The 19,747-nt window shown below is 69.4% G+C and carries 19 protein-coding genes; 12 read left to right on the top strand and 7 right to left on the bottom strand.

Annotation, left to right across the window (positions count from 1 at the left end; genetic code table 11):
• Positions 1 to 13: 13 nt before the first annotated feature.
• Both AC0VYL_RS01580 and AC0VYL_RS01585 read left to right on the top strand, forming a co-directional pair.
• The gene (locus AC0VYL_RS01580) at positions 14 to 370 is read left to right on the top strand and encodes a type II toxin-antitoxin system RelE/ParE family toxin (RefSeq protein ID WP_475482103.1); all 357 of its coding nucleotides are present in this window, start codon (positions 14 to 16) and stop codon (positions 368 to 370) included.
• The gene (locus AC0VYL_RS01585; protein ID WP_475458324.1) at positions 367 to 669 is read left to right on the top strand and encodes a helix-turn-helix domain-containing protein; all 303 of its coding nucleotides are present in this window, start codon (positions 367 to 369) and stop codon (positions 667 to 669) included. Before AC0VYL_RS01580 ends, AC0VYL_RS01585 begins: the two co-directional genes overlap by 4 nt.
• A gap of 58 nt (positions 670 to 727) precedes the next feature.
• Here the strand turns inward: AC0VYL_RS01585 and AC0VYL_RS01590 are convergent, their stop codons facing one another.
• The 3 genes from AC0VYL_RS01590 to AC0VYL_RS01600 form a co-directional block, all read right to left on the bottom strand.
• On the bottom strand, positions 728 to 5,755 hold the full coding sequence (locus tag AC0VYL_RS01590) for a DNA repair ATPase (protein ID WP_475482104.1): 5,028 nt from the start codon (positions 5,753 to 5,755) through the stop codon (positions 728 to 730).
• Positions 5,756 to 5,766: 11 nt separating this feature from the next.
• Positions 5,767 to 7,815 carry a flotillin family protein gene (locus tag AC0VYL_RS01595; RefSeq protein WP_475482105.1) on the bottom strand — a complete coding sequence of 683 codons (2,049 nt, stop codon included), beginning with the start codon at positions 7,813 to 7,815 and terminating at the stop codon, positions 5,767 to 5,769.
• Between the two features lie 209 nt (positions 7,816 to 8,024).
• Positions 8,025 to 8,666, bottom strand: a complete 642-nt coding sequence (locus tag AC0VYL_RS01600) for a DUF1449 domain-containing protein (protein WP_475458330.1) — start codon at positions 8,664 to 8,666, stop codon at positions 8,025 to 8,027.
• A 345-nt stretch (positions 8,667 to 9,011) separates the two neighbouring features.
• On the opposite strand from AC0VYL_RS01600, the gene AC0VYL_RS01605 reads away from it, so the two are divergent.
• The 3 genes from AC0VYL_RS01605 (at position 9,012) to AC0VYL_RS01615 (ending at position 12,189) form a co-directional block, all read left to right on the top strand.
• Complete coding sequence (locus AC0VYL_RS01605; RefSeq protein WP_475483448.1) at positions 9,012 to 10,334, top strand: MFS transporter; 1,323 nt, start codon at positions 9,012 to 9,014, stop codon at positions 10,332 to 10,334.
• Between the two features lie 101 nt (positions 10,335 to 10,435).
• Positions 10,436 to 10,873 (top strand): YciI family protein, encoded by a 438-nt coding sequence (locus AC0VYL_RS01610; RefSeq protein WP_475458332.1) that lies wholly within the window; start codon positions 10,436 to 10,438, stop codon positions 10,871 to 10,873.
• Positions 10,874 to 10,935: 62 nt separating this feature from the next.
• Positions 10,936 to 12,189, top strand: coding sequence for an RNA polymerase sigma factor (locus AC0VYL_RS01615; protein WP_475482106.1), 1,254 nt, complete (start codon positions 10,936 to 10,938; stop codon positions 12,187 to 12,189).
• Between the two features lie 62 nt (positions 12,190 to 12,251).
• Here AC0VYL_RS01615 and AC0VYL_RS01620 read toward each other — a convergent pair whose 3' ends face one another.
• Positions 12,252 to 12,566: a hypothetical protein gene (locus AC0VYL_RS01620; RefSeq protein ID WP_475482107.1), complete on the bottom strand. Its 315-nt coding sequence runs from the start codon at positions 12,564 to 12,566 to the stop codon at positions 12,252 to 12,254.
• A gap of 15 nt (positions 12,567 to 12,581) precedes the next feature.
• On the opposite strand from AC0VYL_RS01620, the gene AC0VYL_RS01625 reads away from it, so the two are divergent.
• Positions 12,582 to 13,568, top strand: coding sequence for an NAD-dependent epimerase/dehydratase family protein (locus tag AC0VYL_RS01625; protein ID WP_475482108.1), 987 nt, complete (start codon positions 12,582 to 12,584; stop codon positions 13,566 to 13,568).
• A gap of 92 nt (positions 13,569 to 13,660) precedes the next feature.
• Here the strand turns inward: AC0VYL_RS01625 and AC0VYL_RS01630 are convergent, their stop codons facing one another.
• The 3 genes from AC0VYL_RS01630 to AC0VYL_RS01640 form a co-directional block, all read right to left on the bottom strand.
• Positions 13,661 to 13,906: a DUF397 domain-containing protein gene (locus AC0VYL_RS01630; RefSeq protein ID WP_475482109.1), complete on the bottom strand. Its 246-nt coding sequence runs from the start codon at positions 13,904 to 13,906 to the stop codon at positions 13,661 to 13,663.
• A 384-nt stretch (positions 13,907 to 14,290) separates the two neighbouring features.
• Positions 14,291 to 14,482 carry a DUF397 domain-containing protein gene (locus AC0VYL_RS01635; protein ID WP_475482110.1) on the bottom strand — a complete coding sequence of 64 codons (192 nt, stop codon included), beginning with the start codon at positions 14,480 to 14,482 and terminating at the stop codon, positions 14,291 to 14,293.
• A 12-nt stretch (positions 14,483 to 14,494) separates the two neighbouring features.
• Positions 14,495 to 15,328 (bottom strand): helix-turn-helix domain-containing protein, encoded by an 834-nt coding sequence (locus AC0VYL_RS01640; RefSeq protein WP_475482111.1) that lies wholly within the window; start codon positions 15,326 to 15,328, stop codon positions 14,495 to 14,497.
• 431 nt (positions 15,329 to 15,759) lie between these two features.
• On the opposite strand from AC0VYL_RS01640, the gene AC0VYL_RS01645 reads away from it, so the two are divergent.
• The 6 genes from AC0VYL_RS01645 to AC0VYL_RS01670 all read left to right on the top strand — a co-directional run bounded on the left by AC0VYL_RS01645 (position 15,760) and on the right by AC0VYL_RS01670 (position 19,711).
• Positions 15,760 to 16,344, top strand: coding sequence for an ATP-binding protein (locus AC0VYL_RS01645; protein ID WP_475482112.1), 585 nt, complete (start codon positions 15,760 to 15,762; stop codon positions 16,342 to 16,344).
• Positions 16,344 to 16,865 carry a hypothetical protein gene (locus tag AC0VYL_RS01650; protein ID WP_475482113.1) on the top strand — a complete coding sequence of 174 codons (522 nt, stop codon included), beginning with the start codon at positions 16,344 to 16,346 and terminating at the stop codon, positions 16,863 to 16,865. Before AC0VYL_RS01645 ends, AC0VYL_RS01650 begins: the two co-directional genes overlap by 1 nt.
• A 101-nt stretch (positions 16,866 to 16,966) precedes the next feature.
• Positions 16,967 to 17,530, top strand: a complete 564-nt coding sequence (locus AC0VYL_RS01655; protein WP_475482114.1) for an ATP-binding protein — start codon at positions 16,967 to 16,969, stop codon at positions 17,528 to 17,530.
• Positions 17,527 to 17,982, top strand: a complete 456-nt coding sequence (locus tag AC0VYL_RS01660; protein WP_475482115.1) for a hypothetical protein — start codon at positions 17,527 to 17,529, stop codon at positions 17,980 to 17,982. The genes AC0VYL_RS01655 and AC0VYL_RS01660 overlap by 4 nt, the downstream gene beginning before the upstream one ends.
• 561 nt (positions 17,983 to 18,543) lie before the next feature.
• Positions 18,544 to 19,260 carry a VOC family protein gene (locus AC0VYL_RS01665; RefSeq protein ID WP_475482116.1) on the top strand — a complete coding sequence of 239 codons (717 nt, stop codon included), beginning with the start codon at positions 18,544 to 18,546 and terminating at the stop codon, positions 19,258 to 19,260.
• A 223-nt stretch (positions 19,261 to 19,483) separates the two neighbouring features.
• The gene (locus AC0VYL_RS01670) at positions 19,484 to 19,711 is read left to right on the top strand and encodes a hypothetical protein (RefSeq protein WP_475458361.1); all 228 of its coding nucleotides are present in this window, start codon (positions 19,484 to 19,486) and stop codon (positions 19,709 to 19,711) included.
• The last annotated feature ends 36 nt before the right edge of the window (positions 19,712 to 19,747 follow it).

Consider the following 19,747-nt stretch of genomic DNA (forward strand, 5'->3'; position numbering starts at 1 on the left):
TATACCTAAGCTGGTGTGGGACATTGAACTGGAACTCGTCCAACCCTGGTTGGAAGCCTTGGACCAGGGCTCGTACGAACAAGTGATCGCGGCGCTCGAAGTACTGGCCACACACGGGCCCGGTATCGGCCGACCCCTGGTGGACACGGTCAGGGGGTCACGGCACGCGAACATGAAGGAGCTGCGCCCAGGATCCAGGGGGAGATCCGAACTGCGGGTCCTGTTCGCCTTCGATCCCGTGCGCAGGGCGATCATGCTGGTGGGCGGGGACAAGTCGGGAAACTGGCAGAAGTGGTACCGGGTCAGCATTCCACTCGCGGACCAGCGTTTCGACGAACACGTCTCCGGACTAGGGAGAGGACACCGATGACGAACCTTCGAGACATGCTGGCCAAGCGTCCTGTCGACCGGGAAGCGGTGGAGCGGCACAAGCAGCGGTTGCTGGACGAGGTTCGGTCCTACCGGCTGCGCGAGCTCAGGGAGGCGGCCGAGCTGACGCAGGTGCAGCTCTCCCAGCAGCTGAACGTCAGTCAGAACAGGGTCTCCAGCATCGAACGCGGGGAGATCGGCCACACGCAGGTCGACACCCTGAGGAGGTACGTGGAGGCCCTGGGGGGGAACCTGCGGGTCGAGATGGTGATCGGCGACGAGAGCTTCCCCATCGTCTGAGTCCGAAGGGGGCCGCCGACCTCGCGGGTCGGCGGCCCCCTTCGGGTCCCTCTCTCGGCTACCTGTCGGCGCCTCGTCCGAGGGCCGTGCCGATCTCGCCCACGCGGTCGGCCAGCAGGCCCATCGCGCCGATGGCCCTGGTCATCGGGTCGTCGTCGGATCCGCCCAGCGCACGGCCGCGACGGAAGCCCTCCTTGACCTCGTGCCAGCGCTCCTCCTGTTCGGGGGTCATCACCCCGCGCAGTTCGGCCAGCTTGAGCAGGTTGGCCTCCGCGCCGGACGTGAGGGTCTGCGCCTCGCCCAGGTAGTGGTCGTCGATGACGGCCTCCACCTCGGCCTCGTTCATGACCGGCACGATCTTCTCCGACAGCCGGTTCATGTTCCGGTACGAACCCTGGAGCTGGAACGGGGGCTCGGTCCGGGCGTCCTCCGACTGCGCCGCCGAGGCGATGTAGGCCTGGTTGTTGGCCAGCACCACCTCCTGCACCCGGAGCATCTTCCGGAGGACGGAGACGATTCGGTCCACCTCCGCAGCCGAGTACGGGTGCTTCAGCCGGTCCGTGCCGACCGAGTCGTCACCCTGAGCCATCCGCACGAACGTGTACACGTCCTCGCGGTCCCGGGTGGAGAGCGGCGCCAGGGTCTGGTTGGAGGTGAGCGCGTTCTCGATGTAGCTGAGCGCGAACAGCTCCTCCTTGCCCGAGAGCACGTCACCCAGGTTGTACACGTCGGCCCGGTTGGCCAGCATGTCCGGGATGCGGAACCGCTTGCCCTGCTCGGTGTACGGGTTGCCGGCCATACAGACGGCGAACCGCTTGCCGCGCAGGTCGTAGGTGCGCGTCCGCCCCTCCCACACGCCCTCCATCCGGCGCTGGCCGTCACAGAGCGAGATGAACTTCTGGAGGAGCTCCGGGTTGGTGTGCTGGATGTCGTCCAGGTACAGCATCGTGTTGCTGCCCATCTCCAGCGCGAGGGAGATCTTCTCGATCTCCTGGCGGGAGGTGGCGTCCGGGGCCTCGGCCGGGTCCAACGAGGTGACCGCGTGGCCCAGAGCGGGGCCGTTGACCTTGACGAACACCAGGCCCAGACGGCTCGCCACGTACTCCATCAGCGTGGTCTTGCCGTACCCGGGAGGGGAGATGAGCAGCAGCAGACCGCTCTGGTCCGTGCGTTTGTCGTCCCCGGCCGCGCCCAGCTGCTTGGCGAGGTTGTCACCGATCAGCGGCAGGTACGACTCGTCCAGCAGACGGTTGCGCACGAACCCGCTCATCACCTTCGGCTTGTACTCCTCCAGCCGCAGGCGCTCGCGTTCGGTCGCCACCAGCGCGTTCCGGCGACGCTGGAAGTCCCGGTACGCGGGCACCTCCACGGTGCGGAACCGCCGGGTGCGCGGCAGGATCTCGTCCAACCGCACCTCCAGCGACCGCTCGCTGATCCTCGGGTGCGACCCCAGCAGCCCGGTGACGCGTTCGCCGACCGCGGCCGACGACTCGTACCGGTCCACCTCGGACAGCGCGATCGCGGCGGCCTCGGGGAGGTCGCCCGGGGCGGGCGGCTCCTCCAGCGTGGTCGCGTACGCCTCCAACCACGCCGTCACCAGCTGGTGACGGGCGGCCAGGTCCTCGCCGAGCCCCCGCAGGTCCTCCTCGAAGGCCTTGCGGGTGGTCTCCCGGGTGCTGCCCAGGGCCCGGTGGAACCGGTCCAGCAGCTGACGGGCGCCCGCACCCGAGACGAACCCGCGCTCGGCGGGGCCGTCCAGGGCCAGTTCCTCGAAGAGGTAGTCGCCCACCAGCTCCAGGTCGGCGTCCTGGTGGAGGCCGGTGTCGGTGAGGAAGGCGTCCACACCCTCGGCCAGCTCGGTGCGCAGCGCGTCGATCGCCGCCGACCGGCGCGCACCGAACACGCTCCGGGCCCGCGCGAGCGAGGTCGCCCGCGTCCGCCAGGCCCCCCGCCGCTCCTGGTCCGCGCCGTACGCCCAGAACAGCTGGGCCACCGCCCTGACCCGCCCCGGGTAGCGCAGGAGCCCGGCCCCGGCGCGCAGCCGCAGCAGCGCGGAGAGGACACGGGTGGCGTCGTGGTCGTGCACGCCCCGCTCGTAGCCCTCGTCGTAGCGGGACTCCGCCGCCCCGCGCACCAGGGACTCCAGGGACTCCCCGTTCTCGGGGTGCAGGACGGCCTCGTTGAGGGCCTCCAGCGAGAACCCGCCGGACCCCTCCTCGGCCGCGCTCAGGATCGACGTGGCCAGGTACTCCGCCCGGTACACCTCGGGGCTCTCGGAGACCAGCAACCGGTCCCAGAGGTGCCGGGTCTCCTGGAACGCCTCGTCCCTGACCGGCGACCGGAAGTCGGTGCCGGTGACCGCCACCGACATCTGCCCGTCGTGCGGGGTGAGGGTGAGGTCGACGGGCTGGGTGTTGACCGCGAAGCGGTGCCTGCCCAGCCGGATGGTCTCCCCGCCGGCGCCGCCCTCGAACAGGTCGGTGCGGTCCTGGAGCGCCCGCCCCGCCTCCTGGCGGGCGGCCAGGATCTGGCCCTCCAGTTCCTCGGCGCGCACGGTGTCCCCGAGCGCGCGCATCTCCTCGGCGGTGCGGCGCAGCCGCGTCACCATCGCGTCCGACGCGAAGTAGGTGTTGATGTCCTCCAGCGTGGCCAGTGCCGCGACCCGCCGGTGCACGCCCTCCAGGACCCGGGCGGCGGAGGACGCCAACCGGTCGGCCCGGCGGGAGCGCTCGTCGACCAACGACTGCTTGCGGGTGGAGAACGCCTCGTAGACGTCCTCGCGCTTGTCCGACAGCTCCTGGAGGAAGTCGTCGAACTCCGCGAAGCGGGACTCCAGGTTCTCCAGCTGGAGCATGATCCGGCCCAGCTGCTCGTCGCAGCGGTCCGGGGTGTCCGCCGCGGCGATCGCCCCGGTGATGGCCTGTCCCAGCAGGGCGAACTCGGCGGCGAACTCGGCCCGGCCCTCCAGGGCGAGCAGTTCCCTGCGCCGCGACTCCAGCGTGGCGCGGGCCCGGTTGACCCCCGCCATCACCTCGCTGATCCGCTCCAGGATGCGCGTGCGCACCTGGGCGTCACCGATGTCGAGGGAGCCGATCACCTCGGTGACCACCTGGAGGCCCTCGGTCTGCTCCGCGATCCGCTCGCCCACGGCGGTGGCGGCGCTGACCGCCTCCAGCGCCTCGGCCTCCCCGACCAGCCGTTCCACCTCGGAGTGGTAGCCGTCGAAGGCGTCGTCCTGTTCGAGGAAGGCGACGGTGCGGCGCCCGGCCGAGGCGATCTCCTCGCCCAGGCCCTCCTCCACCGCGTCGATCCGGCCGGTGTCCACGTAGCGCATCTCGCGCAGCGTGGCCGCCTGCCCCTGGGCGCGGCGCAGGTCGGTCAGCCGGGTCACCCACCCCTCGGCCGAACGCGGGGTCTCGCCCCGCGACCGGCGGATGAGCGCGGTGACCCTCTCCTCGGTCTCGGTGAGGCTCCGCGCGGCCTGCCGGGTGAGTTCCTGGACGGTCTCGAACTCGTCCAGGACCCGCTCGGCCGTGGACCGCACCTCGGTGAGCGGGGTGGCGAGGTCGCCCAGCGCCTCGTCGCCCAGCCAGTGGAACCGGTCCAGGACCCGGCGGCAGGACGCGATGAGCGCCTCGAACACCTCGGACGAGGGCCGCATGTCCTCGGAGATCCGCGCCACCGACAGGCACTCGGACACGCCCTGGACCAGTTCGGCGTTGCCGATCCGCTCCAGCGGCCCGGTGCCGACAGGCTGCGCGGCCGCGTACACGTCGGACACGTACGGGGTCTGCCACACCTGCATGGGGTGCACCCGGGTGGGCTCACCGGAGTTGTCCCGGAAGACCGTCATCGTCCCGTCGTCGAACAGCGAGTAGCCGTGGCAGACGATCGGGTTGGCGACCTCCTTGCGGATGGTGTTGTACGACAGCAGCAGGCTGCGGCCGTCCGCCCGCGAGTGGAAGACGTACAGCACGTCCTCGCCGTTGGGCGAGCGCACCACCCGCTCGAACTCCAGGTCCGTGACGTCGGTGTCGAAGGTCCGCGCGACCCCGGTGGCCAGGTAGTAGCCGCCGGGGAAGATGAGCCCCTGGTCGTCGGGCAGGCGCTGACACGACTGGCCGATGCCGTCGAGGCGCTCGACCTCCTTGGTGCGCGTGTTGAAGACCAGGTGGCGCCAGACCGTCTCGTTGTACGGCTGGACCTTCAGCAGGACGAGCGCGCCGACCTGCGCGTGGAACACCGACGCGTCGGCCAGGCTCTGCAACGGTTCGTCGACGGGCTCGCTGTAGACGCCCTCCCCGACCTCGGTGTTGTTCTCCACCTTGATGGTGAGGTCGCCGCCGACCGTCTCCACGAACAGCTCGTCGCGGATCGAGATGTGCGGGTGCCGCCCCTGCACGTGGTCCTCGCGGGTGGCCTCCGTCCACGAGAAGTCGTGCGAGGGCGGGAACACGTGGTCGCGTTCGCCCCGGTCGTCGAGGTAGGAGAGCTCACCCGTGGGCGAGACCGACCACCGCAGCACCCGCACGTCCTCGGTGCGCGGGCCGGTCTGGAAGACGGCGAGCAGCCGTTCCTCGACCCGGCGCAGCTGGAGCAGGCGGGCGTCGCGGTAGTAGCGGTAGAGCTGGGCGAACTCCTGCCGGAACCGCTCGTCCGCAAGGAGGCCCGGAACGGCCTCCTCGTCCGTGTCGGTGAACTCGAAGGAGTCACCGTCGTGCTCGTACCGGTGCAGGGAGAACACGTCGGAGACGTGCGTCTGGCTCTGCATGCCGATGTAGACGTTGTAACCGAAGAGGATCATGTCCCCGTCGGCGTCGTCCCCGACGGAACGCCCCACGCTGACGATGTCGCGCGGCACGCAGTTGTGCTCGGTGCGGATGCGCTCGGTACCGCGCAGGGAGAGCTCGGTGCCGCCGAACACCCCAAGGCGGCGGTTGTTGAGTTCCTCGGTCCGCCGGGCCAGCTCACCGGTCTGTTCGCGGAGCCGGGCGCGGAGCACCTCGTAGGTGCCCGCGTCCAGCGTCCGCGCGTCCTCGGTGTCGGGTCCGGGGCCTTCGGTCTCCTGGGAGTGGGCCTCGGTCACGGAGGACTACCTCACTGCTTCACGGGGGCGAGGGCGTTCACGGGAAGCTGCTCGAGGCCCAGGGAGCGGGCCGTGCTCAGCAGGTTGTCCAGCCTGCCCGCCTGGGGGCCGCCCGCCGCGATGAGCTTGAGCAGCAGCGCGGAGACGGTGAGGTTCTTGACGTCCTCGGTGTCGGCCTCGGCCAGGACCCGCTTGACGTCCTCCGCGAAGTTGCCCTCGCCGCTCAGCCAGCCGCTGCCCAGCGCCTGGAGGGTGTCGGAGCTGCCGACGAATCCGTCGACGGCCTTGCCCATGCCGATGGAGTTGACCATGCGGTCGAAGAAGGCGCCGTCGCCGCCGACGATGTTGATGTCGGCGCTCTCCAGACCGGCGGCCATCGCCGCGGCCTGGGCCTCGGCGACCTGACGGTGCACGTCGATCCCGGCCAGGCGGACCTCCTTCTCGGCGTCCAGACGCAGGCGGTACTCCTCGTGCTCGCGGCTGACCTGGTCCAGGGCGGCCATGGCGGCGGCCTTGTCGGTCAGACCGGCGGCCTCGGCGCGCAGCTTCTTCTCCACCGCGTCGGCCTCGACATCGGCCTTCTCGCGGGCGACGACGGCCTCGGCGCGGCCGAGCTTCTCGACGGCGGCGGCGTCCTGCTCGCGCACCTGGACGTCGGCCAGACCGGCGGCGGCGGCCTCGGCCTGGATGCCCTCGGCCAGGCGGATCTTCGCGCGGGTGTCCAGCTCGGCGGCCTGCTGGCGGGCCTCCGCGAGCGTGAGCTCCTCCTGGGCGCGGTGCTTCGCGGCGGCTTCGGCGGCCTCGGCGGCCTTGATGTCCTTGACCAGGTTCTCCTGGGCCTCGGCCTCGGCGTGGATGATGATGGCCTGGCGCTGGCGCTCGGCCTCCTCGACGGCCCGGAGCTTCTTGATCGCCTCCTCCTGCTCCGCGACGGTGCGGTCGACGGCCACGCGCTCGCGGACGACGTCGGCGACCTCGCGCTTCTCGGCCTCGACCTCCTTCTCCTTGGCGATGCGGCTCAGCTCGGTCTCGCGCTCGCGGCCGATGACCTCCAGGAGGCGGTCCTTCTCGATCCGCTCGGTCTCGATGGCGATGACGCGCTCGCGGTTCTTCTCCGCGACCGCGATCTCACGCTGCTGGTTCTGGTGCTGGACGCCCAGCGACTCGGAGGTGCGCAGGTTGGCGGTCTCGGACTTGAGCCGCTCCTCGGCCTGGACCCGGGCGGTCTCGGCCTCCTCCTGCGCGCGGATGATCTCGATCTCGCGCTTGGCCTTGGCGGCCGCCTCCTCGCGACGCTTCTCCAGCTCGGCGAGGGTCTCGGCGGTCTCCGTGTTCTGGCGGTCGATCTCCTTCTTGCGGTCGTTCTCGAACTCGTTGGTGCGCTTGTGCTCCTTGGCGGTGCGCTCCGTGATCTTCGAGATGCCCTGCGCGTCGAGGATGTTGTTGGCGTCGTGCTGGTGCAGCGGGGTCTGCTCCAGCTCGTCGATGGCCACGTCCTCCAGGATGTAGCCGTTGAGGTCGGTGCCGATCAGCGACACGATCGCGTGGCGGAACTGCTCGCGGTGCGTGAACAGCTCCTCGAAGTCGAACTGCTTGCCGACGGTCTTGAGCGCCTCGGAGAACTTGGAGTTGAAGAGTTCCTGGAGGGTGTCCTGGTCGCTGGCGCGCGCGGTGCCGATCGCCTTCGCGACCTTCTTGACGTCCTCGGCGGTCTCGTTCACGCGGACGTAGAAGAACACCTTGATGTCCGCGCGGATGTTGTCCTTGCAGGTCAGGCCGTCACGGCCGCCGCGCTCCAGGGTCAGGCTCTTGAGGGAGATGTCCATGATCTCGGCCTTGTGCAGGACCGGGAGGACGATGGAGCCGGTGAAGGTGACGTGGACGTCGCGGACCTTCGAGATGATCAGGGCCTTGCCCTGCTCGACCTTCCGGAAGAGGCGCGTGACCATCACCAGGAGGGCGATGAGGACGACGAGGCCGATGGCCAGGGCCACTCCGAAGGTCAGGAAGGCCGCGTCAGCCGCCTCCTGGCCGCCGGTGGAGGATGCACTCAGCAACACGTGGGGGTCTCTTTCTGCGAGGTGAACGTGGTCGGTCCGGCACCGGGGGAGCGACGCGGGGCTGGCGGTGCGGCGACCGGGGGTGAGAAGCGTTCGTCATGGTGTGGGACGCGACGGTGGCGCGAACGGTTCCACGGTCGGCCAAGGTCGTCCCTGCTCACGGGCGGACCGGGAGCACGGCGGCTGGCGGGAGGTGCCCGGTCGGGCGGTCAGGACTGCCCGGGATCGAGGGCGGCGTCGAAGGCGGTCACCAGGAAGACGTCGTCGTCCGGGCTGTGGTCGAAGATCAGCGCGGTACTGCCCAGGGAGAGGACCTCACCGCTGATGGTGCGTACGGGGATGGAGATGGCGGCCCCGCCCGCGGTGGTGATCTCGGCCTGGCCGAAGTCCTCGCGGGCCTCACCGATCCGGATCACGCAGGTGCGGCCGACCAGCTCGTGCTTGGAGTCGCCCCTGCCCTTGGGCAGGAAGCGCTGGAGGCCCATGACCACGCCGCTGGTGACCGCCCAGGCGGCGACCAGCGCGATCAGCAGCACCACGGCGCCGAGGGCGTAGAGCAGGGGGGTGGAGGTGGTCTCGATGAGGGTGGTCAAGATGCTTCCCATCATGCTCACGAACCAGGCGACACAGATCAGCAGGCTCAGGGCCACCGTCACCGGAACCCCGCCGAGGCCCGCCCTGCTGAGGAACGCGCTCAGCCCGACGGCGTCGCCGTCGGCGTCCACGCCGTCGAGCAGCTCGGTGTCGGCGGCGCCGACCATCACGAGGATCCAGTAGCCCAGCACGACGACGAGCATCGGCGTGAACAGGACGGTGGGAAACCCGAACGCGGCACTCAGGAAAACGCCCACCCGTGCCCCCGCCCCCACCGTTCGAACTGTCCAGGAACTCTACCGAACGCCCCAGTTCAGGACGGCCCCCGGGGCCGTTCCTGACCGCTTGTGGTCACGTTCGCGGCCTGTCCTGATCCGGTCACGCGGTGAAGCGCTCGTTCCCTCGGAGACCCCGTGAACAGGGCGGAGCGGCGTCCGTGCCCGTCCGTGGGGCGTGAACGGCACGGGACCCGTGACCCGGAGTTGACCGCTGCCGGGGAGCCTGGACCCGGCAGGCAGCCCCCACCTCGTGAAAGGGACATCCCCCACGTGAACAGCGCACCCCCCGACCGGGCGTTCCCCGAGAAGAAGGCGAAACCGCCGATGGGGCGGGACTTCCACCGCTTCTGGGCGGGGAGTCTGTCCAGCAACCTCGGCGACGGGATGATGCTCGTCGCGTTGCCGCTGGTGGCGGCCATGCTGACCAACGACCCCCTGCTGGTGGCCGGGCTGACGGCGGTCCGCTTCCTGCCCTGGCTGCTGGTCGGCCTGTTCGCGGGCGTGGTGGTGGACCGGGTCGACCGGGTGCGCCTGATGGTCCTGACCAACCTCGGCCGGGGCGGCGCGCTCGTGGCCCTGTCCCTGCTGATCGTCACCGGTCACGCCTCGATCTGGGCGCTGTACGCGGTCATGTTCACGGTGATGGTCTGCGAGGTGTTCTACGACCTCGCCGGGCGGGCGATGCTGCCGGACATCGCCCCGGCCGGCGCGCTGGACCGGGCCAACAGCCGTCTGGTCGGCGGTCAGACCGTCACCCAGCAGTTCGCGGGCGGGCCGCTCGCCGGGTTCCTGTTCGTGGTGGCGGCGTTCCTGCCGCTGGCCGTCAACGCCGGGGCCTACGTCCTGGGTGCGCTGGTGCTGCTCGGCCTGCCGTTGGCGGTGCGCCGCCCCCGCCGACCCGAGGGCGGTACTGAGGAGAGGGACGGGAAGGGAGCGGTGCGCTCGGTCCTCGACGACATCGGTGAGGGGCTGGCCTTCGTCTTCCGTGGCAGCTCCCTGGGCCCGATCCTGGCGTTCAACGTGGTTATGAACATGGCCTTCGTCGGCCAGTCCGCGGTGATGGTGCTCCTGGTCCGGGACCACTTCGGGGTGCCCGCCGCCCTCTACGGGGTCTTCCTGGGCGCCTCCGCGGTGGGCGCGCTCCTGGGTGCGTCCACCGTGAGCCGGATCGTGGGCCGTCTCGGCCGGTTCCGCACGGAGATGGCGCTCTTCACTCTGGCGTCCGTGTCCTGCGTCGCCTTCGGCCTCGCCCCCAACGCCTACGTGGCCGCCGTGGCGTGGACGGTGATCGGGTTCGCGATGACCTCCTCCAACATCGTGATGCTCAGCGCCATCCAGCTCATCGTTCCCGGTGCCCAGATGGGGCGGGTGATGTCCTGCGTCCAGGTGTCCGGTGCGGGCTTCTCCCCGATCGGCGCCCTGCTGGGCGGGGCGCTCGGCCGGGTCGAGCTGTCCTACGTGCCGGTCGCGGCGGGCGCGGTGGTCTTCGTCGCCCTGCTCGTGTCCGCGTCCGCGCTGCGCCGGGTCACCGCCCAGGCGGACGAGCACGAGGCCGCGGCGGTGGCCGACGCATCAGGGGCCGAAGCCTGGGGAAAAGTCGCTGACCTGGGTGAACATGAGCGGGAACCCGGGCAGGAGAAAAAGTAGGAAGAATCCTGAGGAGTGTGTCGATCCCGGCCCGCCCCGTTCGACGTACTGGTGAGAGCGGGGAACGGACCCCGTTCCGCACCCGAAGAGCGGAGAGCACCATGCGCTACCTGATGTCGATCATGAGCACCCCCGAGTCCGAGGCCGCCGACTACGAGGTCGGCCCCGAGGTCTACGAGGAGATGGGGAAGTACAACGAGGAGATGGTCCGGGCCGGGGTCCTGCTGACCGGTGAGGGGCTCGCGCCCACCTCCGCCGGGGCCGAGGTCATCTTCCGCGACGGTGAGGCCACCGTGCTGGACGGGCCCTTCACCGAGGCCAAGGAGTTCATCGCGGGGTACTGGGTGCTCCAGGTGTCCTCGCACGCCGAGGCCCTGGAGTGGGCCAGGAGGTGCCCGCACCCCGCCAAGGGCGAGCCGGGCGAACTCAAGCTCCAGCTGCGCCGTATCGCTGAGCTGGAGGACCTGGAGGACATGCCCGAGGAGGTCAAGGAGCACGAGCGTGAGCGCCGTGCCGAGGAGGAGAGCCGCCAGGGCTGAGGGTCGCCCCGGGGGCCCGAATCCCGTTGCACCTGTGTGGCCCGTGGTGCTGTGATGGAACCATGGGCCACACCGGCGTCGAACGCGAGGTGGAGGCGGTCTGGCGCATCGAGTCGGCCCGCCTCGTCGCCACGCTCACCGGCATGGTCGGGGAGGTCGGGCTCGCTGAGGAGTTCGCCCAGGACGCCCTGGTCTCCGCCCTGGAGAAGTGGCCGGAGGAGGGTGTGCCCCGCAAGCCCGGGGCCTGGCTGACCACCGTCGCGCGACGGCGTGTGCTCGACCGTTGGCGGCGCGACGAGCGTTTCCGGTCGCACATGGTGGAGCTGGGCCGGGAGTTCACCGACCACGACGGGCGGTCCGACTTCGACGCCGTCCTGGAGGAGGACTACGGCGACGACCTGCTCCGCCTGATGTTCGTCTGCTGCCATCCGGTGCTGTCCACCCCGGCGCGGATCGCCCTCACCCTGAGGCTGCTCGGCGGCCTCACCACCGACGAGATCGCTCGCGCCTTCCTGGTTCCCGAGGCCACCGTGGCCCAGCGCGTGGTGCGCGCCAAGCGCACGCTGGCCCAGAAGAAGGTCCGGTTCGAGGTGCCGAGCGGACCCGACCGCGACGCCCGGCTCTCGGATGTGCTCGAAGTCCTCTACCTGGTGTTCAACGAGGGCTACACGGCGACCTCGGGGGAGCGCTGGCTACGCCCCGAGCTGTGCGAGGAGGCCATGCGCCTGGGCCGGGTCCTCGTGGAGCTGTTGCCCCAGGAGCCCGAGGTGCACGGGCTGGTGGCCCTCATGGAGCTCCAGGCCTCCCGGTTCCGGGCCCGGGGCGGCCCCGGAGGGGAGCCGGTCCCGCTCGCGGAGCAGGACCGCTCCCGCTGGGACCGGCTGCTCATCGGCCGGGGCGTGCGGGCCCTGAGCCGTTCGATGCCGACGGATCCCGCCGAGCCCCGGGGCGTCTACTCGCTCCAGGCCGGGATCGCCGCTCTGCACGCGGTCGCCGTCCGGCCCGAGGACACCGACTGGAACGGGATCGCCGTCCTGTACGAGGAGCTGGTCCGGCGCACCGGCTCACCCGTCGTCGAGCTCAACCGCGCGGTGGCCGTGTCCATGGCGCTGGGGCCGGTGGAGGCGCTCGGGATCGTCGACGCCCTGAGTGCCTCCGGTGCCCTCGACGGCTATCACCTCCTGCCCACCGTCCGTGGCGACCTGCTGGAACGCCTGGACCGCGCGGAGGAGGCCCGAGCGGAGTTCGCTCGTGCGGCCGAGCTCACCCGCAACGAACGCGAACGCGACCTCCTGCTGGAACGCGCCCGGAAGTGAGATCGTGCCGTGCGCGCGTGCGGTCCGCTCGCGCGCACGGGTGTCACTGGTCGTCCTCGGACCTACGCGGGTGGCTGGGGGAGGGGGAAGCAGACGATCGGAAGGATCACGCAGTGCTCCGGCGGAAGGACCGGAAGGGCGGAGCTCTGCGAGGTGGTCGTGGCGGACCCGGAGGCCTGGGTGTTCGCCGCGGCGGTGGTGCCGGGGGCGAGCAGGAGCGCGCTCAGCAACAGGGTGGCTGAGACCGAACCGAGTGACCGGCGGACGGGCATGGTGTTCCTTTCGTTGGGGACACCGTCATGCTGCGCGGCGGCCTTCACACGCCGTTCGCGCACTTCTGCTGTGGGCAGGAGGGTCTGGCGCGGGTGGTGCGGCACCGGAAGACTGGCCGCATGACGAGACTTCTGGTTCTGGGCGGTACGGAGTTCGTGGGGCGTGCGGTCGCGGAGGAGGCGATCGCGCGGGGGTGGGAGGTCACCGTCTTCCACCGGGGGACGCGCGCGTCGCCCGCCGGGGCCGAGGTCCGGCACGGTGACCGTACGGAGGAGGGCGGGCTCGCCGCGCTGGCGGAGGGGGAGTGGGACCTGGTGGTCGACACCTGGTCGATGGCTCCCGTGGCGGTGGCCGAGGCGGCGCGTCTGCTGCACGGCAGGGTCGGCCACTACTCCTACGTCTCCAGCCGTTCCGTGTACGTCTCGCCCGCTGAGCCCGGAGCCGATGAGGGCGCTCCTGTGGTGGAGGCCTCCGTTGACGACGACGGCACCGACTACGCGCGGGCCAAGCGCGGCGGTGAGCTGGCGGCGGAGGCGGTGTTCGGTGACCGGTCGCTGTTCGTCCGCGCGGGGCTGATCCTGGGGCCGTACGAGAACATCGGTCGGCTGCCGTGGTGGCTGAACCGGGTCGCCCGGGGCGGGCCGGTGCTGGCCCCCGGGCCGAGGGACCTCCCGCTCCAGTACGTGGACGCGCGTGACCTCGCGGCCTGGACCCTGGACGCGGCGGAGAAGGGGCTGAACGGGCCGTACAACATGGTCAGCCCGATCGGGCACACGACCATGGAGGGCTTCCTGACGGCGTGCAGGGAGGTGACGGGGTCGGACACGGAGTTCCGGTGGACCTCGCCCGAGGTCATCGCGGACGCGGGGATCGCCCCGTGGCGGGAGTTGCCGATGTGGCTTCCGCCGGGGGAGCTGCACGGGTTCCTGCACCAGGGGAACGTCGATCGCGCGCTCGCGACGGGGCTGCGTTGTCGGCCGGTGGAGGAGACCGTCGCGGACACGTGGGCGTGGCTGGAGTCCGTGGGCGGGGAGGCGGAGCAGCGCCCGGACCGTCCCAAGGTGGGCCTGGACCCCGAGGTCGAGGCCCGCGTCCTCGGGTTGTGAGGTTCCGGAAACCGGCATCCGGGTTGGGGCGTGGCACGAAGGAGTTCACGCAGGACCCCGGGTGAGAACCGGGGTCCTGCGTGATGCCTTGGTCAGCTGAGTCGAACTCCGGCGAGGAACGCGCGCCACTCCGGCGACGCGAACGCCAGGTGACCACGTTCCCTGTTCTGGGTGTCGCGGACGGCAGCGCCAGTGGGGAGGTCCGCGACCTCGACGCAGTCGCTGGCGTTCGCACTGTGTGAGGACTTGCGGTAGCGGGCGACCTCGACGCAGTCCTGCGTCTGCCCGCCGCTGTAGCTGGACTTGTGGAAGGTGAGTTCGTCGGTGTGGGGGTGCATCGTGGGGACCTCCGCTGGGGGTGGGGGCACTGACTGACTCATGCACGGTTCTGCCTACGGCTACACCTCGTGTGCAGAGGAAAACGCCCCGAATCCTGTCCCCGGAGCCACACCGCCCGACTCCGATAGGTCTCACTGAACCCAGGGAGGCGTTGGGGTGCATCGTGGGGACCTCCGCTGGGAGTGGGAGCACTGACTGACTAATGCACGGTCCTGCCCGCTCCCGCGCTCCCGTGTTCAAGGGAAGGCGCTCCGAACCCCTTTCCAACTGTGGACAATCGAGCTCGCTTCCCGCCCACTAAGCAGCGGGTCCAGTGTGCCTGGATGAGTACGTAGGAAGGCCCCGACAGGTTCCTGTCGGGGCCTTCCTGCTTCCTTGCAGACTTATCCGCGACGAACGGCGCCCAGGAGTGCCCCCCACTCCCGCCCAGATAGCAGGAAGTGGCCGTTCTCCGGGTTCTGGGAGTCCCGCACAGCAGCCGTCCCTTCCCCGGCGTCGGCGTACTCGACGCAGTTGGAGGGGTTGCTGTAGCTCGACTTGCGGAACGCGAGGTGACTGTCAGTGGATGAGTGCATGGTCGTGACTTTCTAGGCGGCCAGCGCTCGCAGGTATGCGGGCACTTCATCAGGGTCGAGGGCCTTGGCAACCAACCGGTCGAAGGACTGGCGGTACCGAGTGACCTCGGTCGGCTTCTCCAGGTAGAGGCCATCCGTATTTGTCTCCAAGAACGCGATCGCTGCGGCGTCCTCGTAGTCCAGGATCACGAACGGCCCTCCCATCCCAGCATGCAACCCCGCACCCATGGTGAGCACCTGGATGGTCACGTTGTTCGGGGCTTCGGCCAGCTCAACGAGCCGGTCAACCTGCGGATGGAATAGCTCCGGATGCGACCGCAGCATGAGCAGGGCTGCCTCGTGGATCACCGCCCACACGAACGGTGGATCCTCCTGCTGGGTGAGTAGCTGTTGGCGCCGCATCCGGGCCTCGACCGCTCTGGCGATGTCGTCTGGGTTGCGAATAAGTGTTGCCTGGGCAACGGCTGCAGCGTACGCCTCAGTCTGGAAGAGACCAGGGATGTACTGCGGCTCGAAGATCTTGATACCGGTCGCCCCGGCCTCGTAGGAGGTGTACGGGCCGCCGATCGCGTCACCGTAGCGGTTCCACCAACCGCTCTCCCGAGACTGACGGACCAGGGTGAGGATCGCTTCCCGCTCTGCTGAGTCCCTGACCTTGTACAGATCGAGCAACACACGGATGTCCGTCACGGCGGGCTTCTTCGATCGGCCAGTTTCGATGTTCGAGACCTTCGTGCTCGACCACTCCAGGTCCTCAGCAACCTGCTCGATGGTCTTGCCCGTGGCGATTCGCTTCGCGCGCATTTGTGCAGACAGCTGCCGTCTGGCGACGGATGGGCTGCTCAAATCGACCTCCTTTGGATCTGTCGCCGATGGTATCGCCGCCCGCCCCGAACCAGACATTTCGCAACTCCTCATCACGGTTGTTCGGATCACTGTATCTTGACTGAGGTCTTGCGATTTAAAAGTTTCGAGTGGAGTATGGAGATGTGCTCATCCGCCGCTGCCCCCATCCAGCAACGTCCAAAGAAGGAGACGCCTGTGCGATACCTGTACCTCTCTGCCCTGGCATGTGTCTGCCATCTCGCGTCCGTGGCGTTCCATCGCCCTCGTCCCCGGCAGGCTGAGCGTGTGCGGGCCTTCGCCGCCAACCCCCGCACCACCACTGCTCGTTCCCGTGGTCCGTTGATCCCCGCACCCCGAAGGCCGATCGACTCCGCCCCCATGCAGGTCCTGGAGGTCGTCCTGTCCGGGCTGCGACGGTTGGCGGTGGCCACGTGAGCGTGTTCTCCCCCGAACTGACCACCCGCGAGACCACGGTCCCTCTGGCGAGCTTCATCAAGCCCTTCCACACCCACTACTTCTCCCGCACGGTGGGCACCCCGTTCCGCAAGCGCAAGTACTCCTTCGCCGGACTCCCCGGTCTCATGCCTCTGGTGCGGGCGTTCCTGGACACCAGCGCCGCCGAACGCAGCACGGACTATCGGTTCCTCTTCACCCTCCTGGGGTCGGAGTTGGCCAACAACTCCCTCGCGCACTCCCTGTCGAGTGAGCACGGCAGCACCTACTCACTCACGGTCGACCGGGGAGCGACCGGCATGACTCTCACCTGTCAGGACCAGGGCACCCGGCGCCCGATGGACCCCGACCCGCTCACCTCCACCGACCTGCCCGCCCTCAACTCCAATACGGGTTCGGGCAAGCGCCAGGGATTCGGGTTGGGGTTGGTGAACGCGTTGGCGGACCGGTGGGGAGACAACGGCAACCCGAAGTTCCGTCAGGTCTGGTTCCACCTGTCCTACGACCTCACCAACAACCCCTGGAACCGGATCGACACCGGAACGGACGAGGTGGAGTGCTGATGTTGGACGTTGACACCCGGGACCTGTTGGCCGTGGCTGAGGACGCCCTGACGGCCCCCATCCATCTCACCCCGGCGCAGGTGGATGTGTGGCACAACCACACTCTGCGCAACCGCATCCCCTTGGTCTTGGAGGCCCTGCGCATCGCCCGGGAAGAGAGCGACGCGGAACGAGCGGTGCGGTTGATCGACCAGGCCATCCACGACCACCCCGCACCCACACGCGTTCCCGGCAACAGGCCGGTGCCGGGGCCGGTCCCGAAGCAGAACAACCCCCACACGGAGTCCCTGCCGGTTCCGGAGCACGTGCTCTGCGCCCTGCTGTACAAGCACTGGTCGATGACGGTGGAAGGCAAGGCACCCAAAGAGACCTACGTGGCTCGGCGTCCCGTCGGGTGGTCCGGCGATGGTGACCCCTATGAGCGGATCACCGCTCCCAACCGCACCGAACTCCTGCGGCTGCTCGCCCACCGGCACCTCGGTGTTCATCGCAGCGATCCGGAACCTCCGCCCGCTGCCTGAGAGGCCCCGAAGCCGTTCCATGAAAAAGCTCTGGCGGGTGCGTCAACACCCCCAGAGCAGGCCGACAAGCACAACCCGTTCAAGAGAAAGAGATTGCCGACATGGCCATTGTGCCGCACACCCCTGCCCTCAACCACACGATCAGCCCGACCGACAACGCTCCCCGGTGGGAATGCCGTGTCTACCCCGGGCAGCTTTCCCAGACCAGCCAGGTCCGCATCGACCTCGCCTCCGACCTCGACCGAATGACCAGCCTCCCGGTCGAGGCGCGGGAGGACATGGTCCTGTGTCTGAGCGAGATGTTCGCCAACGCCTGTGAGCACTCCCGTTCCGGACAGGACCCCGACGGACGGGTGGTCCGGACCCTGGACCAGCCCCGACCGGGGACGGTCCGGGTCTCGATCATCGACGACGGCACCCGCACCAACACCACGGACTCCTCCCCGAAGGTCCCGCGTCGTCGCACGCGCAAGGAGTGGGACGAGGCTGAGCGCGGCCGGGGCCTGCTGCTGCTCGGCCACCTCGCCACCCGATGGGGATTCCGGCCGGTGCTGGACTTCCCCTTCTGTGCCGGGCTCGGCACCGTGATCTGGGCCGAGTTCACCCACCCCGCCCTGACCACCCTGTCCGCTGGTGGGGACACCTGTGGTGGAGGTGCCCGATGACCGCACACCAGGTCAGGGAGGAGATCCGGTCGGTCCTGACCGCACCCCGAGGCCACCGCTTCCCCCGCCCGCACACACGCTCACCCCAGCCAGCCCTCCCTGCCCTGGAATCAGAGTCCGCCTGGACCGAGACCCATCAGGCCCGTCAGGAACGCCTGCTGCGCCAGATGCAGGGCAACCCCCGGGTGGCGTACATGCTCGAACACGGACCCCTCCCGCACTGGGTCAAGGTGGCCCGCCAACACCGCGAACAGAAGGCGAGGGAGGACCGACGGGCGGAGGCCGCTACCCATGCCGAAACCGAGCGCGCGCTCCCCCGGGGCCGCCACCGCGCGCCCCGCCCCTGGTGGGGATGGCCCGCCACCGCCATCAGCTCCACCCTGCTCCTGGGCCTCAACACCCTGGAGATCCTGGGCCAGAACCTCACCCACCACATCGGCATCCTGACCTGAACCACCCAGAGGTCGGGGCCCGGCAGACGTCGTGCCCCGACCACCCCCACAAGCGAGGGGAGCAGACGGCTGTGCCGCCGTTCCGGGGCGTCGCGGAGGGGTCCATCCCGCGCGCGGGAAAACAGAACGGCCCTCAGAGAGCTTCTGAGGGCCGCTGGTCTCCTCACGAGTGCGGGGAGCAGTCTCGTTGGCCTGCGCCTTCACGAGTGCTGAGGCGTCATTTCCGTGCGTTGCTGAGAATCAGCTATTACACCCAGTCCCACATGTGCACCTCCACAAGTCGACGGAACCGTAGTTCAACTCCGTCAGACTAACGACCTCTCGTAACCATGGGCAATATCCTTTTTTGTCCGTTCCGAATTTCGACGTGCCCCGAGGAGAAATACAGGCGCACTTCTGGGCGAGTGAACTCGGTGCCCGAGCGGCTGATATCGGCGGGCCGAGGCCTTCCACCTGCGAGGAACGACGCTCCGAGCATCATCGGCCACCTGGTCGCGGCCGGACGGCGCACGGGAAGGAAGCCCGCTCCGAGGGTCGTACCCCTGAGCTAGTCTCCGCGCCATGCTCTTGGACTCGATCACCCTCCAGGCCGACGATCCCGCCACGCTGGCCCGCTTCTGGTCGGAGGCCCTGGGGGTGCCGACCGTGAGTCGAGGGCCTGCCGGTTTCCTGCTCCCCGCTCCGGGGGTGCCGCTACGCGTCATCCCGGCACCGTCCTCCTCCACCCCTCGGTCGGAATCGGCCATCACTCGGCTGCACCTCGACCTCAACGGCGGGAGCGACCACCGCTCCTGGGCCCGAACCCTGTGCTCACGGGGCGCGTCCCCCCGCGACGTGGGGCAGGGGGACGTGCCCTGGGAGGTGCTGGCCGACGTCGAGGGAAACCTGTTCTGTGTGATGCCCGGTGATCGCTACGAGGAGGCAGGACCCGGGCTGGGATCACTGCCTGTGGACTCCGCGCGCCCTCGGTCCGATCGGGACTTCTGGGCCCGGGTCACCGGCTGGACACCCACCGAGGGGAGTGCCCCGGAGCTGCGTCCCCCGCACGGTCCCGGCATCCGCTTGGCGTTCTGCGACGAGCTCGGTCCCAAACCCGAGACCGAACCGAACCTCATGGGCCTGGCCCTACGCCTCGATGAGGACGAACGGGAGGCCGACGCCCTGGAGTCGTTGGTGAAAAGGGGAGCGGTTCGTGTGGAAACCGAGGGCGGGGCGCCCTGGCATCTGCTGACGGACCCTTCGGGAAACGAGTTCAGACTTCTGAAACCGCTGCGCTGAATTCTCGGAGGGGTCCGTGAGTGAGGCGATCAGTATCGGATACCGGCGAGGTCGTATTCGGCCTGATGAGCGATGTGGTTCGCCGACAGTGCTCGAACGAAGGGGCCAATGAGGACCGTGTCCGTTTCTCGACAACGTGCGGAAATGGCCGACGGTCCGCGCAAACCACCGAGCGCCCGGGGGCATCCCATCAAGTGACATCCCCCGACCCTGGAGCCCCCCCATGGCCTATGCGTCCTCCGGTGACAGCAGCCCCGGAACAGCCCTCACCGTCGCCATCCTCACGCTCGTGTGCTGCAACCTGATCGGCGGCGTCGTCGGCGTGGCCTTCGCGGCGGTGGCGATGGGCAAGGAGGACGAGGAGGAACGGGCCCGCTTCACCGGCTACGCCTGGACCGCGATCGTCGTCGGTCTGGTGCTGAGCGTGCTGGGGGCCCTGCTGTTCTTCTGAACCGGGACGGCGAGGGACCGCGCTGGCCCCTCGCCG

The organism is Nocardiopsis sp. iso_238 (assembly GCF_056173325.1).